This is a genomic window from Baaleninema sp., from assembly GCF_049974805.1.
Lineage (GTDB): Bacteria > Cyanobacteriota > Cyanobacteriia > Cyanobacteriales > Geitlerinemataceae > Baaleninema.
Genome location: NZ_JBNGCO010000106.1, coordinates 1 through 16,294, shown reverse-complemented (window position 1 = coordinate 16,294; position 16,294 = coordinate 1). Strand labels below are relative to the sequence as shown.

The window sequence follows — 16,294 nt, the reverse complement described above, 5'->3', positions numbered from 1 at the left end:
GAGATCGACCTCTGTGCGATAAGTGAGAACTTATCGAGTAAGTTGGCTCGTTGAAGGAGGAACCCCGCACCGTACCCGGAACGGGTCGGTTTCGGGAGGATGTCAGCTAACCTCCTGTACCATCGAGGGGGTGGAGTCGAGTCAGACGCGCAAATTTCAATGAAAAGTGTCTCTTTGCGGCGGAAAATGTTGGTGGTTTTTCTTCCGGTGGTGTCGCTTCCGCTGGCGTTGGTGGGAGCCTGGACGGGTTGGTGGACTTACCGAAATTCAATTGCGGAAATTAAGGAAAATTTACTCGATCGAGTCAAGATTTGTGCGGAACTGACTAACGAAACCGTCGAGCGCAAAATGACGCTGTTAGAAAGTTTAGCGATCGAGCCGATGGTGGTGGCGGCGGCGCGGGAGGGGACGCAGTTAGCCCAGGAGAGAAGTTGGGACGATCGATCGATCGCGGAGTTAGAACCCGCCTTCGCTCGAAGCAAGTTGTTACCCATCAACACCGGATTAAACGATCGCTTGCAAGACGTGGCGCGACTGGGGGAGTTTTCGGAAATTATCGTCACCGAACGTCACGGGTTGAACATCGGGTATACGCAACTAACTTCGGATTTCGTGCAACGAGACGAAACTTGGTGGATGGCGTCCAAACAACAGCAGCGGTGGATTGGCGAACCGGTATTCGATCAATCGACAAACACCCTGAACGTGGAACTCGGCGGCGCGATCGTCGATCCCGTTACCGGAGAGTTTCTCGGAGTTATCAAACTCGGGTACGCCGTCGAGAATTTAACCTTTCTGGTAGAGATTTTGCGAAACTTCGATTTGATGGAATCGGAGGTGTTGCAACTGCTGGAAGTGGAAGCGGGAGGGACGGTTATGGCCACGTTAACCGAGGACGGGGGAACGGTAGGAGAGGGGTTAATCGGAGCGGAGGAGGTTTTGGAACGGGCGATAGCGTTGGTGGAAAGAGCTGAAAGGGAAGGGCGATCGTCTCAACTGGCGACAGATCTCTTTGTGGTTGAGGGGCGAATCTATGGAATGGCGAAAATTCCGGTTTCCGATTGGGTGGCGATCGCGTCGATCGATCGCACTTTCGCCGTTCGAGACGCCCTGGTGTTAGCCGTTGAATTAATGCTGTCCTGCGTTCTGTTGGCGATCGTGGCGGCGATCGCCATTTGGCAATTTTCCAACGGACTAACCACGCCGCTGAGTCGTTTGGCGCAAGCTGCGGACAGCGTGGCTTCGGGAAATCTCAATACGCGAGTCGAGGTGTCCGGTTCGGCGGAAATCGAGCTTCTCGCCCGCAGTTTTAACGCAACCCTCGAACGTATCGAGCAGGTTCTCGAGGAACAACAACGATGGCGCGATCGCGCAGTGGAACTGCTCAAAGAGTTACAACAGATGACCGTCTCGATGCAAGGCGTCGCCGACAGCGTGCAAACCGTTCGGCGGGAAGTCAACGCCGCCGACAGCGTGGTGGCGGCGGGGGACGAATCCATGACTCAGACGGTCGAAAACATCGGATCGATCGAAGCATCGGTTTCCGAGGCGTCGAGCCAACTCCAGCAACTTCAGAGAGCCTCCGATCGCGTGTCGCAGGCGGTGGGTTTGGTGAGTGCGTTAGCCGAACGCAGCAATTTACTGGCGTTGAATGCGTCAGTAGAAGCCGCCAGAGCCGGAGAGGGCGGTCGAGAGTTCGCCATCGTCGCCAAAGAAATGCGAGAGTTAGCGCAGCACTCGGCGCAAGTCACCCAGGAGATTGATCGTACAGTGGGGGAAATTCAGCGTCAAATTCATTGGGTCAATACCGCCATCGAAGAAAGCCGCCTCGAAGCCAGCACCGGAAAAAAATCGGTTCATCGAACCCAGCAAGAACTGATACGAATCACCAAAGCCACCGATTCCATTTCCCAACTCGTTCGAGAGATCGATCGGGCTACCCAATCCCAAGCCTCCACCTCAGATTACCTCAGCCAAGCCATCTCGCGGATGATGAGGAGATGAGGAGCCAGGGAGCTTCCCGAGAGGATGTCAATCCCTGTCAATTATCAATTATTTTCGTTTCTCATCCCCAGGCGAAGTGACTGCTGAGGTGGCGGGAGGGGACGAGGACGCGGTCGGGTCGATCGATCTCAACGATGGCGCCATTGTCGAGGAGAACGGAGCGATCGCCGAGTTCTAAGGCTTCGCCTCGAGAGTGGGTGACGAGCAGCATGGGGATTTCGAGCTGGCGTTGTAACCGTTTTAGGGTTTTTCGCAAGTCGCTTCGTAGGGCGTCGTCTAAGGCGCTGAAGGGTTCGTCCAGTAAAAGAATTTTGGGATTGGCGGCCAGAGCGCGAGCGATGGCGACGCGCTGGGCTTGACCGCCGGAAATTTGCGTGACGGGGCGATCGAGCAAGGGTTCGAGATGCAGCCACGCGGCCAGTTCTCCCAGGCGCTGCTGTCGTTGGCGTCGGTTGAGTCCATCGAGGGGAAATGCGATGTTTTCAGCGACGTTGAGGTGGGGAAACAGGGCGTAGCTTTGGAAGACGTATCCCACGGGGCGGCGATGGGGCGGAAGCTCGATCGCCCGTTGGCTGTCGAACAGGGGAAGTCCGTCGAGGGAAATGTTGCCGCGATCGGGACTCAACAGTCCGGCGATGGCGCTGAGGAGGGAACTTTTACCGCAGCCAGAAGGGCCGAACAACACCACCAGTTCGCGATCGACGCGAAAAGAAACGTCGAGTTGGAAGGCGGGGCCTTCGAGGTGGGATCGATCGAAAGTTTTTGTAAAGGAAACCTCTAGCACGACCGGAACGGTGGCAATCCAGTTTTTATCGACGATCTGGTTTTATCACGGTCGATCGCCAGAAAACTGTCTGGCACGAACGGTTCGATCGTTGGGTTTCGGCGTTTTGTCGTCAACACTTGGCAGGATCTCCTGTTCTTTTCTCTTTTTTTAGTAAGTAAAAATACCGATTTTGAGGAAGCCAACTGTTATATCCGTGATGTCGGGTGAGGTTTCGACGATTTTTCCGTCCAAAACGGGCGCGATCGCGTCGTGTCGTCAAGCATCTAACCCGGTCTTAACCTAACGGCACAACAGACCCACTCGCGATTTTCAGAGAAAATCCCTAATTAGAAATCCTAAAGTCTCCCTTTCAATTTTTGAATCAACAAACCTTCAAATTTGACTGCCACTTTTTCACACAATTGTTACAATAAGTTAACTTCTATCCCAAACCTTGCTTATGCTTGTCTATCTGCCAGAGGCGGCAACGTCTGACAGACCGGCCGCGCAGAACACGCGAGCGCTGAGAACCGTCTTTCGGACTTTGACCGAAGAGAGTTGCCCGAAACACTACAACTTCCACATGCACACCGTGTGTTCTGACGGTCGCCTGCATCCCGAAGCGGTCATGGAACAAGCCGTCACCATCGGACTCAAGGGCTTAGCCATCACCGATCACCACAGCGCCGACGGATACCACCGCGCCCAAGACTGGCTGGACAAATGGCGTCAGTCAGTTCCCGACGCCCACGCCCCGCATTTATGGACGGGTGTAGAAATCAACGCCGATCTCCTCGGAGCAGAAGTTCACATTCTCGGCTACGGCTACGATCCCGCTCGCGAAGAAATCCGCCCCTACCTACAAGGAAAAAAAGTCAGCGGAAAAGCCTTCAAAGCCGATCGCGTCATCAACTCCATCCACGCCGCCGGAGGCTTAGCCGTCTTAGCCCACCCCGCCCGCTATCGCCGTTCTGCATCCAAATTAATCCCAGCGGCGGCGAAACTGGGTATCGACGGCACCGAAGCCTACTACGCCTATAACAACCCCAATCCCTGGCGTCCGAGTTCCGACACCACCGCCCAAGTCAAAAAACTCAACGCCAAACAGGGTCTCTTCGACACCTGCGGAACCGACTCCCACGGATTGAGCCTGTTACGCCGAATGTGATGTGTTCTCATCATTCCTCACCTCACCCTCACCCTATCACTCCGTCAGCCCGTGTTCGAGGGCATAACGCACCAATTCCGTGCGGCTGTTGGTGCCGGTTTTGCTAAAGAGGCGACTGACGTATTTTTCCACGTTGCGAACGCTAGTATCGAGCCGACTGGCAATTTCTTTATTCATCAGCCCTTGCGCCACCAACTGCAACACGCTTTCTTCTCGGGGCGTAAAATCGATATCGAGAGGGGCGCTTTTTTGGGGAATGGCGTTTTTGTGGGTCAGTAATTCTTTAATTTCCTGAATTTGTCGCGCCAGGGTCGCCAAATCCGGCGGTTCTCCTTCCTCAGTGCTTTCCGTAGCCGCCGCGCGACGATCGAGCAAGTTTTCCACGACCGCCACCAGTTCGTCGGGATCGAAGGGTTTGGAGATATAAGCGTCGCATCGAGCCTGATATCCCTGAATCCGATCGGAGGTCATGCCCCGGGCTGTGAGAAACACCACCGGAAGCCCCCGAAAGCGCGGGTCTTCCCGCATTTTTTGCAGGAGCTGATAGCCGTCCACTTCCGGCATCATAATATCGGTGACGACCAAATCGGGATCTTCCTGTTGGACTTTTTCCCACCCTTCTTGACCGTTGGTGGCGACGACGACGGTAAAGCCGCTATCGGCGAGATAGGCTTGGACGGCTTCCCGAAGCCCCGGTTCGTCATCGACTAATAACAATTTCGCTGACATGGGCGAATCCTTAAACTGCGAATCCTCTTCTATTTTCTAGGATACCGCTCGTTTCCAGGGCTGAAGATCCCGAAATCCAAGTTCTCGCCGGGGAGGGTCGATCGATCTCTAGCAAAGGAGCGAATCGATCGACCCTTCTAAAAATCTCCCAAAGCCTGACGCCTCAAACGACCGACGCACCGTATGATGTTTGGGGTGCGTGCTACGGGAGCAACCCCTTTACACCTCCCCGTAGCGACTGTGTCGCTCCATGAAATGTGGCTACAGGAGAACTGAGAGATGTGTAAATCTGACACGACGATCGCCGCGATCGACGCTTGGGAAATCCTCGACTCCCGAGGACGACCCACCGTAGAAGCCGAAGTCCGCCTCGCTAACGGCGCCGTCGGCGTCGCCAAGGTTCCCAGCGGCGCTTCTACAGGAACCTTTGAAGCGCACGAACTGCGCGACGGAGATTCCCAACGCTACGGCGGAAAAGGCGTTCTGAAAGCCGTAGAGAACGTCAAAGAGAAAATCGCCCCCGAACTCGTCGGAAAGGTCGATGCTCTCGAACAGATGAAACTCGACGCGGTGATGTTGCATCGCGACGGTTCGGCCAACAAAGCCAACCTCGGCGCCAACGCCATTCTCGCCGTCTCCCTGGCGAACGCTCGCGCTTGCGCCAGTGCGTTAGATATTCCCCTTTACCGCTATTTGGGCGGTCCCTTGGCGAACCTGCTCCCGGTTCCGATGATGAACGTCATCAACGGGGGCGAACATGCTGCCAACAATATCGACTTTCAAGAATACATGATCGTCCCCGTGGGGGCGGAATCGTTTAAGGAAGCACTGCGTTGGGGTTCGGAAGTCTTCTCGTCCCTGAGTAAAGTTCTCGACGATAAAGGCTTGCTGACGGGAGTCGGTGACGAGGGTGGATTCGCCCCCAACCTCGGCTCGAATAAGGAAGCGGCGGAATTGCTCATTCAAGCGATCGAACGGGCGGGATACCAACCTGGCGAACAGGTGGCGTTAGCCCTCGATGTAGCCGCCAGCGAGTTTTACAGCGACGGTCAGTATACTTACGACGGTGCGACTCGCTCCCCCGGCGACTTAATCGACTATTTAACGGAATTGGTCGATAAGTATCCCATCCTGTCCATTGAAGACGGTTTACACGAGGAAGATTGGGAGAACTGGGGCGTTTTGACCGAACGCTTGGGCAAACGCTGTCAGCTCGTGGGTGACGATTTGTTTGTCACTAACGCAACGCGCTTGCAGAAAGGCATCGACGCCAAAGCCGGTAACGCGATTTTGATTAAGGTCAACCAAATCGGCTCGCTGACGGAAACTCTCGAAACCATCGATTTGGCAACGCGTCACAGTTTCCGTTCGGTCATCAGTCACCGTTCTGGGGAAACGGAGGATACGACGATCGCCGATTTGGCCGTGGCGACGCGGGCCGGACAAATTAAGACGGGATCGCTGTGTCGCAGCGAACGCATTGCTAAGTACAATCGTTTGCTTCGTATTGAAAGCGAACTGGGCGATCGCGCTGTTTACGCGGGTAAAGTCGGCTTGGGACCCGGCGCTACGGCCTCGTAACGGTTCTCGGTTGGATATCACTTTGAGGCGATCGCGCCTGGGATCTGTTGACCTGTCCCTTTAGTCGATCGCTCCGGCGAGAGAGGTACTGCATACAGTGCCTCTCTCTTTTTTTTGACGCGCCCCATACCCTTGAAGGCTGCAAAACCTCTTGACCACAGAGACCCATCCCCCCTGGATGCATAGTTTAAAGAAATCGCTGTTTGAGATAAGGATGCCGTATCAGTCCGATTTGGGTTGAGTGTGCCGTTAAAGTTTGTGTTTTAACTCCGTATTTATACTGAAGTTTTTCGATCGAAGACTGGAGGCTGGCTCAAAACTCGATGAATTGGCAGTTACAGGCAATTACTAGGCTAGGCTTTGAAATTTACAACAACAATCAAAAAACACATTTATTACCCCAACAATTAGCTATTTTTTTTTGAATTTTTTGAATTTTTCCTCTATTTTGATTATTTTGTGTATTGTTCTGATTTTTTACCAAAAGAACCAAATTTTACAAAAAACATGAAACTTGCCAGGCCAGTGTTTCAAGGCGGTATTACGTTTATTTATTAGCTTAATAGGCGGTTTTTCCTTTGAAAACGGGCGTTCCAGAAAAAAATATTATCGATACGCAGCTATATAAAAAACAACTACAAAAACTTGCAACAAATAGCAAAACAACCAAAAACCACAACATAGTTGCCAAAAATAGACAATTCTATCGATTTTATGTATTGCTTGTCACTATGATTTAAGTTTTTAAAGATTCCATAAAGCCACCCCTTAAAATTGTGCGATCGAGAACAAACGCTTCCTCGGCTCAATTGACTGCATATTTATGTATTTTTTCAGTAAAATCTCGAAACTGCGACTGCAAAGATTACGTAAATTTACGCACAAAATATGGACTTTGCCGCAGCAGGAAGACATATTGTCGATAAAACTATTGATTTATTGGAAACGTCAATTACCATGCCAACCATCAACTCACAACTTCTGAACAATCCCACGCCAACCATCCGAGATGGATTTGGCACAGAAGTCGCTCAGTACGGTCAATTTTCCGCAATTGCCACGAAATTCGACGATCCAATCAATCCGCTCGACGCCACAGTAAACATCCGAAACGCAGGTTCGGCGTTCGTCTACGACGGTTTTGGGAATTTATTACCCGATGCGGGTTTGTACATCGATCCCTCTCCGAGCCGACAAGGAGAGTTCGGTACGTCGATCGCCCTGTGGCAAACCGATATGCTGGTAGGAGCGCGCCGCACGGACGGCGCCACGAACGCTGACGTGGGAGCCGCCTATTTATTCGATATCGGAACCGGTCAATTACAAACAACCTTTGCCAACCTTCCCGACGATACCGGTGTCAACGCCGGTTTCGTCCAACGCGATCGATTCGGCGAAGCCGTAGATATCCGAGGAAACCGCGTTGCCATCGGCGCTCCCGGTCACGATCGCGAAGTCGCCGACCCCAACCCCAACGAGGACTGGGACGTGGGCGTGGTGCATATTTTCGATAAAAACAGCGGCCAACGGCTGTTAAAACTCGAAAGTCCGAATCCCACCGATAACTTCAGCATTTTCGGCGTAGACGTCAAACTCTCGAACCAATACGTCCTCGTCGGAGAGCGATACGGAGAAAACGACGCCACCGACGTTAGCGATAAAGACACCGGACGCGCTTACCTGTTCGACAGCCAAAGCGGTACTTTCCTGCAAGAGTTCAAAAGCCCGAACCCAGAACGAAACGGCTCCTTTGGCTTCGCCGTAGGGCTATCCGATAGCTTAGCCGTGGTGAGCGCACCGGAAGAAAACAACAATAGCGGTCGCGTCTATGTCTTCAATACCCATTCCGGAAACCTAATAACGACCATCGACAATCCGACGCCGGCCGCGAACGACTTCTTCGGGGTTTCCGTCAGTCTTTCAGGAAACGAGTTACTAATCGGGGCCGATCGCGACGATACCGTGGGGACAAACGCGGGAGCTGTCTATAAATATCAACTTTCGGGTAGCGGTGCCAGCCTTCTCGAGAGCTATTTCCCCACGCCCATTAACAACCTTTCCCTGGACGAGAAGCGCTTCGGATTTTCCGTCTCTCAATTCACCGGAACCAGTAGTAACTTCTCCCTCGTCGGAACGCGGGGCGACTGGGTCACTCCCGATTTGAGCGTGGCCTATCGTTACGGCTCTCCCGATAGCGTCGAAAGCACCGAACGCTTAATTACCGGAGACAGTACCGATAACGAAGTCGATGCGTCTGAAGATGGCGGTAACAACCAAATCGATACAGGAGACGGAAACGATCGAATCGTATCGGGAGACGGAGACGACTTCCTCAAAGCCGGTCGCGGTAACGATTACATTGACGGGGGTGGTGGAGACGATACCCTCGTCGGCAGTCGCGGCGGCGATATCATGACCGGCGGCGAAGGAGATGACATCTTCGTGTACACCAACCACGAAGATTCCAAGCCCCACAACTACGACATCATCACCGACTTCGAGACGACGGATGTCCTCAACTTGTTCAAAGCCAATCGCTATCTAGAATACGTGGGCGAAGGCTCCCCCGATGACTTTACCCCGAACGACGGTATTCGGGAAATCCGCTCCGAAGTCGTCGGCTTCAATACTTGGATTCATATCGAACGCCGAGATAACGGAATGGCCGACATGACGATTAAGCTGCATAACTTCACCGACACCCTCACGGCTGACAACTTCGATATGGAAAACAACCTCTTCTAAACCCGCCTTCGTTGAGGTTCGATTCGTGCATCTATCCTATCTTTTCTTCGCTGGACGGACAGTCCCCTCGAGCGTCGTGAGTCTCGAGGGGACTTTTTTGCTGTCTGGGGTTCGATGGTTTGCTTGACGGGAACCGTGGCGGGCGAATTCCGTTCCCCGACCGAGTTCGGAATCAAAAAGTTAAACGTCTCCGTAAACCGGAACGGCTGCGCCGCGCAGATCCTTTGCGGCGTCCGAAGCGAGGAAACAAATCACTTCGGCTAAGGATTCCGGTTTTACCCACTGCTGGGCTTGTTCGGTTCCCATAGCCTCCCGGTTGGCGGGGGTGTCGATGACGCTGGGGAGGACAGAGTTCGCGGTGATATTTGTTCCTTGGGTTTCGGCGGCGATGGATTTCGTCAGGGCGACGACTGCCGCTTTCGAGGCGCAGTAAGCTGCCAACTTCGCACCGGGTTCGATCGCACCTCGCGAGCCAACGGTCACGATTCGTCCGTATCCCTGTTTTAGCATTTTTGCCAAACTGTATTTGCAAGCGAGAAACGTTGTGTGAAGATTGAGGTCGAAGTCTTTTTTCCAATTTTCGTAACTGTATTCGGCGGTGGCACCCATGGCAAATCCACCGACGAGGTGAATGAGTACGTCGATACGTCCGATGTCTTCAATGAGTTGTTGGACGGCGCTTTCGTTGAGAAGATCGAGATTGGCGAATTGGATTTTTGAAAAGTCGTCGGCGGCCATTTGCTGTTTGAGGCGATCGACCTCTTCTTGGTGGCGATAGGTTACGGTTAAATCAGCGCCTCGCGACACCACCAGCGGCGTTACGCCCGCTCCCAAACCACCCGTTCCGCCAGTCAGTAACACTTTTTTTCCGTTCACGAGCCAGTTCTCCTATATTTCTCTCTCTTCACTTTAAGAATTTGGCGCGTTGGGTTCAATTTTTCAATCAGTATGGATTGAAATATAAAAAGATGGCAATACAACCGAACAAAAAGAGGAGGAGATGTCACACCCTCAAATCAGGTTGCATCTCAAAAATGTAAATCCTCAGAAACCCGGTATCTAAGACCGAGATACCTGAAACTGAGGATTGTCCAGATACCGGGTTTTTCTCACCCATATCTTTGGCGTTATCAATTCTCAACGGTTAATAGCCAATTTCCAGGGTGACAGAGGCTTGAACTTGCTGTTCTCCGCCTTGGATGGGGGTCGAGGCGGCTTCGGCTCTCAGCATATCGAACTGCGCTAGGGGTCTGGGGGTGGGAACGTTGGTGTTGACGGAGATGTTGACGATTTCCCGTCGGGAGAGGTTCAGGGTTCCTAATACTACGTCCGCTTGACGTTGGGCGTCGAGGGTGGCTTGGCGCAGGGCTTGTTCGCGTGCGGCGTCGAGGGCTTCGTCGGTGGCGACGAAACTGATACCGTCGATGCGCGTGGCGCCGGAGGCTACGGCGTCGTCGAGGAGTTGTCCGGCTTCTTCTGTGGTGATGCGGAAACTGACGGTGTTGGTGGCGGAATATCCGGTGATGGTGGTTTCGTTGTTGCGGGTGCTGTAGATGGGGTTGAGGCGAATTCCGGTGGTTTGTAGTTTGTCGACGTTGCGCGATCGCAGCAGGCGGATGAGGGAGTTCGATCGCTCGGCCACAGTCTGTTGGACTTCTTCGGCGGTTTGACCGCGCACTTCGACGCCGAGGTTCACTTGCGCCAAACTCGTGGGAACGGAGACGATTCCCTGTCCGGTCACAGTTAGGACGTTGGTACGGTATTCTTGGGCAGCCACGGGATTACACCCCACGATCGATACGACTCCGGTGGTCAACATTAAGGTCGCCAGAGGACTGACGAACCAACGGGAAAGAGTACGATTCATAAACTTGACAATTTTTACAAAATGTAGTAATGGAAGCGATAACTTGTCGCTTTTCGTGAATTGTGGGTTTCGTGAATTGTGGGGTCGATCGAAGCGAACCCGCACCTCACCTGTGCCAGATTGGCGAAGGGACTCCTCGGGCAAAGCAGGAGAAGAAGCCTTCGCAACAGAGGACACAGAGGATTGAGAAACCCGGAGGCTTAACAGGAGTTCCAGTTAAGCATTGTCGATGCGATGGCCGACTTCGAGGCGGGTTCCGTTGGCAAAATCCCAGCCCGACTGAGCTTTTTTCCCAGAAAGTTGAACTTCCCGTAACAGGAGTTTTCCGTTTCCGGTTTCGACGATGGGGCCGAGATTTTTGACAATACGAACGATTTCCCCCGGTGCGGCGTGGATTTGGGAAATGTCCTCCCACTGCTGCTGTAACGACGCGATTTCGGGGGGAAGCTGTTCCCAATATGGGGAGCCGAGGGGCGCTGTGGCTTTGATTTTCAGGGGCGTATCGACAAAGCGGGCGACGCAGTTAGGATAAAAGCCGCGAATTTGATTGTGAAGGTCGATGGCGCTGCGCGTCCAATCGAGTTTGTAGTTGTCTTTTTGAATCAGAGAAGCGTAGGTGGCGGCGTTATCGTCTTGGGGAACGGGTTGAATTTGGCTGCGATCGAGTTTCAGCAGGGTTTCGACCAGTAAATCAGCACATTGTTCCGACAGGGTAGCGGCTAAATCCCAAGCATTATCGAGCAGTCCGATATCGATGTGGGATTTCAGCAACATCGGACCGGTATCCATCCCTTCGTCCATCAACATGGTGGTCATTCCCGTGTGGGATTTCCCATCGTACAAACACCACTGAACGGGTGCGGCGCCGCGATATTCTGGAAGTAAGGAACCGTGGCCGTTAATGCAGCCCAAACGGGGCATTTGCAGGATTTCCGATGAGAGAATCTGTCCGTAAGCGACAACCACAAAAGCGTCCGCGTTGGCGGCGTTCAGTTTTTCGAGGGTTTCGGCATCTTTCTTCACCCGTCGGGGTTGCCACACCGGAACCTCCCGTTCCACGGCGACGGCTTTCACCGGAGACGGACTCAAGCGTTTCCCGCGAGAGCGTCGTTTGTCCGGTTGCGTCACAACGGCTAAAACGTCGAATTCCGGTCGATCGAGCAGTTTTTTCAAACTCGGAACGGCAAATTGGGGCGTACCAAAAAAAACCAGCTTCATAAATAATTGAAAATTGATAATTGACAATCGATAATTAACAATTTCTCCCCGATCGCACCATCATCCCATCATCCCCTCAACTTCTTCAACGCGGTATCACGCGAATCTCGATACGTCGGTTGCGCTGGCGGTTGGCGGCGGTGTCGTTGGGGGCGGCGAACTGGCTGGCGCCGTATCCAGCACTAACCCAGTGGTACTCTTCGCCGTTGAGGGTTTCCATGAAGTATTGTTCGACTTGTTTGGCTTGCTCGAAGGTGAGATCGATCGCCTCGGATTCGCCTTCGTTGCTGTAAGCCGAAATATAAACGTTGGCGTTGGGGAGGCGTTCGAGTTCGTCGGCGAAGCTGTCGAGGATGCTGCGACTGGTGGGATCGAGGACGGTTCCGCTGTCGGTAAACAGGATATCGCTCGGTAAGGTCAAGTGCAGGGGCAGCCCCGGAAGGGCGATGGGAGCTTCTCCGGGGGTTTCTCCGAGTAACAGGCTGTCGAGTTGGTCGATTCGGGTTTCGATGGCGGTGACTTGTCGTGCGATTCCGTCTTGTTGGGCTTGTACTTCGGCGGCGGTAAGGTTGTCTCTGTCCAGTTGGCTGGCTTGGGTTTGCAGGGTTTCGAGTTCGTTTTTTAGTTGCACGAATTCTTCTCGCAAGAGCGATCGCTGTTCGTCGGTCAACTCGGGTAACGACGACTCCCCTTCGGCGTCCGGTTCGGAGGACTCGGCTGCTGGGACTTTTTTCTCGAGCAGTTTGGCTCTCCACTGTTCGAGAAGTGGCTCGGATGGGTTGACTTTTGGGTAGAAGTGTGCTATAAAAGCGCCTCCGACTGTTCCCAAGCCGAGACAAAACACCAAAACGAGGAGTTGAAACAGGAGTGTTGCGAGAACGGCCAGTGGGTTGGCCGACCCTTCTTGTTGGCGTTGGCGACGGCGGCGGTCGCGACGGCTTTCTTTTTTCTCGGAGGGGTTAGGGGGTGGGGAGTTGCTCACAAGCTTAAGGCGTTAGTGAGGGAATGGGGAGATTGGGAGAGGGGAGAAATACATTGTCGGTGCGCGAGGATCGATCGGTTGGGTTGCGACACAGGATTTTTCAAGTGACGCACCCTACCACGGTTGGCTGCATTAATATCCATCCCAGGGGCTAATTTCGATGATTCCTCGGGGGGTGAAGACGACGCGGTACTCGGCCAGGGGGGCGAGGCTGACTTTGTCGTCTTGTAGGACGACGCCGGCGGCGGGGTCGTAAAACGACTCGATGGGAAGTTCTCCGAAGTAACGGGAAGCGTCGCTCGAGAGGGGTTCGTAACGGGCGATCGAACCGTCTTCGGTGACGGCGAGGCGGTATTCGAGGTCTCGATCGAACCGAGGTTCTGTGGTCCACTGGTCGTACAGGTTATCGCGCACTTCAATTAACAGGTCTTCGAGGGTGGCGATATCGTCGATGGTGGGCGGGTCGCTGGGAGTGGAAGGGTAGCCATCCCAAGGACTCACTTGTAAGACGCCGTTTTCGGTGAAGACGACTTTAAACTCGGCCAGGGCTTCGGCGTCGGCGGTTCCCCCTTCAACGGGAACGTAAACTAACTCTTGCAAGGGGGTTTCGTCAACGTAATTTCGGGCGGAGGTGTTTTCCGGGCGGTAGCCGAGTATTGCGCCGTCGATTCCCACGGTGACGCGATATTCTAAATCGCGATCGAAGGTGGGTTCGGTGGTCCAGTTTCGATCGAGTTCTTGATAGAGGTTGTAACGCAGGGCTAACAAGCGATCGGGATCGGTGATTTCATCGACGGTATCGAGGTTTTCGTCTAAGTCGGGAACCGTTGCACTGGTATTTTCGGCGGTATTTTCAGAAGTATTTTCAGAAGTATTTTCAGAAGTATTTTCAACGCCGTTGGACGGTGGAACGGTTGGAGGATCGCCGTTGGGGGTCGTGGTGAGTTCCGAAGTTTCTTCTGTAGAGTTGGGGAGGGGTTCGCGGGGACGTTCGACTTTGGGAACGGGGAGCGCAAACAGGGCGATGGCGGCGATAACGAGACCCGATGCGCCTACGGCGAAGGGGGCGGCTCGTTTTTGAAGGGGTTCTTCGTTGTGGGCTTCGTGGCGGGTTCTCGGTTGGAAATCGATCGACCAATCGGGAAGGGTACGCCGGTCGGCTAACATCTGATCGAGGGCTTCGACTAAATCGAACAGTTGCAGCGTCGTCAGGTCGATGCGAATCGGTTCGTCCCCGTCTGATTGGCGGACCGTCAAGCGGTGAAGGGACGCCTTCTCGTTTTCCTCTGAAGCGATGGGTTCGATGTCCACGGGGGAATCTGGCGGCGAACTAGCGGAAAGTCCGCTCATCAGACCGCGTGCGTAGCGATCGACCGTGGCGGTAAACGCTTCTAAGAAGGCGCGATCGCCCGTTATGGCGTGGGGTTTCCCCACTAAATGACATTCGGCGTTGACCAACACCGACAACAGCGGGCGCGTCGAACTGGTGTCTGCGCCTTGAGGCTCGCTGATGCCTTCTACGATCAGCGTACATTCGGGCAAGCTATACTTTCGCCTTACAACCATTCCACCGTTTCCTTAATCTTACGAGCTGGCCGCCGTTTTTCAGGGAAGAGGGGAGCGTGAAGCGTCAAGGGTGAAGACACTCGGGGCGAATTCAGCACTCTCGCTCAACGGGTTACGGATACAGCCTTCCCTGAGATTTTTAATTTTAGGCGAACTTCTGATTTTACACTTCTCCGTCGAAGAGACTCACCCAAAACCGTTGTAATCCCGCCGTTCCCGTACAAAATAACAGTTGTTCGAGCAAGGCGATCGCCAACTCGTTAATTTTCTCGTCCGTACTGTACACCAAAATTGCAGACCGTCGCGGGTTCATGCGGCTGCGGAAGTGGGCGCGAAACCGTTCTAGGTAAAACGCCAGTGGCGGGCTTTTTTCCAAGGGAAGCTGCTGTTGAACGAGTTGCTGGTATTCCTTCAACAACTGACGCAACGCCAAGGTCATGCGACGCGCCATATAACAGACAATCAACGTCAGCGCCTTGGCTTCCGCTAAGGACATGGGGCGGCGGCGATGGGCGCGACGCAGGGGATTGGTGTTGCGAACGCGCCAGAGGGTGACGCGGTTGGGGAGAATTCCATCGAGTTCTAATTGTTTGGCGAGGGCGAGGATATCTTGGGAGCCGTGGAGGTTCAACGCCTCGATCGCCAACAAGGCTAAATCCAATTGTACCCGCGTGCGTCGCGAACAGCCGTGATGGGTCACGGGCATATCGGGCAAGCGGTCTAACGTCAGTTTAGAGGTTTGAGGGTTGGCAGTCTGAGTTTGGGGCGGGTTCGATAGCATTGCGCTCACAACAGTCCACTCGTATCGGGCAATCGGATCTAGAGACTTTTTCTAGATACTTTCAGTTTACGGTGCGTCTGCGGGGTTTCGGAAACTTCGGGCGATCGCATTGGATTCTGACACAGTTGGCTCGATCGTCGTTCCCAGTTCGATCGTACAAGTTTCCCCAGACTCTTGACTCTTCACGTTTCCCTCTTCACTCACCTACGGCCCCCCTTAAATTTCCTGATAGGATTTGGTGGGGCAACGCAAATGCATCCCCAACGCACCGTCAATTAACCGTTAACCATCCATCTTACTCGCACTGCTATGGATCTCAAATCGCTGATTCGCGAAATCCCCGATTTCCCCAAACCTGGCATTATCTTCCGAGACATCACCACCCTGTTAGCGCATCCCAAGGGCTTAGCCGCCACCCTAGAGCGTTTGGTGGAAAAATGCCATCCCCTCCAACCGGATATGGTACTGGGAATGGAATCGCGGGGATTTATGTTCGGCGTTCCGGTGGCGCATCACCTGGGGGCGGGGTTCGTTCCCGTTCGTAAACCCGGAAAACTCCCCGCGCAAACCTACTCGGCGGAATACGATCTCGAATATGGTACCGATCGATTGGAAATGCACTGCGACGCCTTTTCGCCGGGATCGCGGGTGTTGATTATCGACGATCTGATCGCCACGGGGGGAACCGCTCAAGCTACGGCGAACCTCGTCGAACGCGCGGGTGGGGAACTCGTCGGCTTTGCGTTCGTGGTGGAACTGCGAGATCTCGGCGGCCGCAGCAAACTCCCCGACGTTCCAGTTGTTACCCTATTGGAATATTAAAGTCCGAGATTGTCACTGACCCCGCGCTAAAGCGACGGGGCTTGGGAGCAGCCAGGTTCCCGTAG

13 protein-coding genes are annotated in these 16,294 nt (G+C 53.8%); 5 read left to right on the top strand and 8 right to left on the bottom strand.

What is annotated here, in order from left to right; translation table 11 throughout:
* The first annotated feature begins 159 nt into the window (after nucleotides 1-159).
* A complete protein-coding gene (locus ACP5D4_RS17505; protein WP_428012901.1) occupies nucleotides 160-2,004 on the top strand; it encodes a methyl-accepting chemotaxis protein in 1,845 nt (614 codons plus the stop codon).
* Between the two features lie 61 nt (nucleotides 2,005-2,065).
* Here the strand turns inward: ACP5D4_RS17505 and ACP5D4_RS17500 are convergent, their stop codons facing one another.
* Nucleotides 2,066-2,788, bottom strand: coding sequence for an ABC transporter ATP-binding protein (locus tag ACP5D4_RS17500; protein WP_428012900.1), 723 nt, complete (start codon nucleotides 2,786-2,788; stop codon nucleotides 2,066-2,068).
* Between the two features lie 565 nt (nucleotides 2,789-3,353).
* Here ACP5D4_RS17500 and ACP5D4_RS17495 point away from each other — a divergent pair.
* Nucleotides 3,354-3,938, top strand: a complete 585-nt coding sequence (locus ACP5D4_RS17495; protein WP_428012899.1) for a PHP domain-containing protein — start codon at nucleotides 3,354-3,356, stop codon at nucleotides 3,936-3,938.
* A gap of 36 nt (nucleotides 3,939-3,974) precedes the next feature.
* On the opposite strand, the gene ACP5D4_RS17490 is transcribed toward ACP5D4_RS17495, so the two are convergent.
* Entirely contained in the window at nucleotides 3,975-4,667 is a 693-nt protein-coding gene (locus ACP5D4_RS17490; RefSeq protein WP_428012898.1) for a response regulator transcription factor, read from the bottom strand.
* A gap of 279 nt (nucleotides 4,668-4,946) precedes the next feature.
* Between ACP5D4_RS17490 and eno the strand changes: the two genes are divergently transcribed.
* The gene (gene eno / locus ACP5D4_RS17485) at nucleotides 4,947-6,248 is read left to right on the top strand and encodes a phosphopyruvate hydratase (RefSeq protein WP_428012897.1); all 1,302 of its coding nucleotides are present in this window, start codon (nucleotides 4,947-4,949) and stop codon (nucleotides 6,246-6,248) included.
* Between the two features lie 957 nt (nucleotides 6,249-7,205).
* Nucleotides 7,206-8,993: a M10 family metallopeptidase C-terminal domain-containing protein gene (locus ACP5D4_RS17480; protein WP_428012896.1), complete on the top strand. Its 1,788-nt coding sequence runs from the start codon at nucleotides 7,206-7,208 to the stop codon at nucleotides 8,991-8,993.
* A 180-nt stretch (nucleotides 8,994-9,173) separates the two neighbouring features.
* Here ACP5D4_RS17480 and fabG read toward each other — a convergent pair whose 3' ends face one another.
* The 6 genes from fabG to ACP5D4_RS17450 form a co-directional block, all read right to left on the bottom strand.
* Nucleotides 9,174-9,869 (bottom strand): 3-oxoacyl-ACP reductase FabG, encoded by a 696-nt coding sequence (gene fabG, locus ACP5D4_RS17475; RefSeq protein WP_428012895.1) that lies wholly within the window; start codon nucleotides 9,867-9,869, stop codon nucleotides 9,174-9,176.
* 268 nt (nucleotides 9,870-10,137) lie between these two features.
* Complete coding sequence (locus ACP5D4_RS17470) at nucleotides 10,138-10,860, bottom strand: SIMPL domain-containing protein (RefSeq protein WP_428012894.1); 723 nt, start codon at nucleotides 10,858-10,860, stop codon at nucleotides 10,138-10,140.
* Between the two features lie 216 nt (nucleotides 10,861-11,076).
* On the bottom strand, nucleotides 11,077-12,078 hold the full coding sequence (gene fmt, locus ACP5D4_RS17465; RefSeq protein ID WP_428012893.1) for a methionyl-tRNA formyltransferase: 1,002 nt from the start codon (nucleotides 12,076-12,078) through the stop codon (nucleotides 11,077-11,079).
* 85 nt (nucleotides 12,079-12,163) lie between these two features.
* Nucleotides 12,164-13,060, bottom strand: a complete 897-nt coding sequence (locus ACP5D4_RS17460; protein WP_428012892.1) for an OmpA family protein — start codon at nucleotides 13,058-13,060, stop codon at nucleotides 12,164-12,166.
* 132 nt (nucleotides 13,061-13,192) lie between these two features.
* Nucleotides 13,193-14,626 carry a DUF4335 domain-containing protein gene (locus tag ACP5D4_RS17455; protein WP_428012891.1) on the bottom strand — a complete coding sequence of 478 codons (1,434 nt, stop codon included), beginning with the start codon at nucleotides 14,624-14,626 and terminating at the stop codon, nucleotides 13,193-13,195.
* A 163-nt stretch (nucleotides 14,627-14,789) separates the two neighbouring features.
* Entirely contained in the window at nucleotides 14,790-15,407 is a 618-nt protein-coding gene (locus ACP5D4_RS17450; protein WP_428012902.1) for a DUF3038 domain-containing protein, read from the bottom strand.
* A gap of 309 nt (nucleotides 15,408-15,716) precedes the next feature.
* On the opposite strand from ACP5D4_RS17450, the gene ACP5D4_RS17445 reads away from it, so the two are divergent.
* Nucleotides 15,717-16,229, top strand: a complete 513-nt coding sequence (locus ACP5D4_RS17445; protein WP_428012890.1) for an adenine phosphoribosyltransferase — start codon at nucleotides 15,717-15,719, stop codon at nucleotides 16,227-16,229.
* The last annotated feature ends 65 nt before the right edge of the window (nucleotides 16,230-16,294 follow it).

Coding starts and splice junctions, on each gene's coding strand:
- ACP5D4_RS17505 (WP_428012901.1), top strand. CDS start 160: ATGAAAAGTGTCTCTTTGCGGCGGAAAATGTTGGTGGTTTTTCTTCCG.
- ACP5D4_RS17495 (WP_428012899.1), top strand. CDS start 3,354: ATGCACACCGTGTGTTCTGACGGTCGCCTGCATCCCGAAGCGGTCATG.
- ACP5D4_RS17490 (WP_428012898.1), bottom strand. CDS start 4,667: ATGTCAGCGAAATTGTTATTAGTCGATGACGAACCGGGGCTTCGGGAA.
- eno (WP_428012897.1), top strand. CDS start 4,947: ATGTGTAAATCTGACACGACGATCGCCGCGATCGACGCTTGGGAAATC.
- ACP5D4_RS17480 (WP_428012896.1), top strand. CDS start 7,206: ATGCCAACCATCAACTCACAACTTCTGAACAATCCCACGCCAACCATC.
- ACP5D4_RS17470 (WP_428012894.1), bottom strand. CDS start 10,860: ATGAATCGTACTCTTTCCCGTTGGTTCGTCAGTCCTCTGGCGACCTTA.
- fmt (WP_428012893.1), bottom strand. CDS start 12,078: ATGAAGCTGGTTTTTTTTGGTACGCCCCAATTTGCCGTTCCGAGTTTG.
- ACP5D4_RS17455 (WP_428012891.1), bottom strand. CDS start 14,626: ATGGTTGTAAGGCGAAAGTATAGCTTGCCCGAATGTACGCTGATCGTA.
- ACP5D4_RS17450 (WP_428012902.1), bottom strand. CDS start 15,407: ATGCTATCGAACCCGCCCCAAACTCAGACTGCCAACCCTCAAACCTCT.
- ACP5D4_RS17445 (WP_428012890.1), top strand. CDS start 15,717: ATGGATCTCAAATCGCTGATTCGCGAAATCCCCGATTTCCCCAAACCT.